Origin of the sequence: Nonomuraea sp. MG754425 (assembly GCF_021699195.1) — a bacterium.
GTDB lineage: Bacteria > Actinomycetota > Actinomycetes > Streptosporangiales > Streptosporangiaceae > Nonomuraea.
Genome location: NZ_SSXE01000496.1, coordinates 1 through 485, shown reverse-complemented (window position 1 = coordinate 485; position 485 = coordinate 1). Strand labels below are relative to the sequence as shown.

Here is a 485-nt window from a genome sequence, read left to right as displayed (position 1 = left end):
GAGGTCGGCCCCGGCCAGCACGATCGCCGGGTCCTTGCCGCCCAGTTCCAGGAACGCCGGCACGAACGCGCGGGCCGCCGCCTGCGCCACCCGCCGCCCTGCCCGGGATCGTCGTGGGTGGCGACGCGGTGCCGTACGAGCTGGCCGGGATGATCACCCCGTGGAACCTGCCGCTCCTGCTCGCCCTCATCGACGCGGTCCCCGCGCTGGCCGCCGGCTGCACGGTGCTGGTCAAGCCGAGCGAGGTCACCCCCCGCTTCATCGAGCCGCTGATGCGGCTGGTCCCCGACGGCCTGCCGCTGCGGGTCGTCGAGGGCGACGGCGGCACGGGGGCCGCGCTCGTGGACCTGGTGGACGCCGTCGTGTTCACCGGCAGCGTCGCGACCGGGCGGCGGGTGGCGCAGGCGGCGGCCCGCGCGTTCGTGCCGGCGTTCCTGGAACTGGGCGGCAAGGACCCGGCGATCGTGCTGGCCGGGGCCGACCTC

1 protein-coding gene and 1 pseudogene are annotated in these 485 nt (G+C 76.7%); one reads left to right on the top strand and one right to left on the bottom strand.

Annotation, left to right across the window (positions count from 1 at the left end; all coding sequences use genetic code 11):
* A pseudogene (locus FAF44_RS53670) lies at nt 1-93 on the bottom strand (aldehyde dehydrogenase family protein); the annotation flags it as partial.
* 20 nt (nt 94-113) lie between these two features.
* On the opposite strand from FAF44_RS53670, the gene FAF44_RS53665 reads away from it, so the two are divergent.
* A partial coding sequence (locus FAF44_RS53665; protein ID WP_237111192.1) for an aldehyde dehydrogenase family protein occupies nt 114-485 on the top strand: 372 nt, incomplete at its 3' end.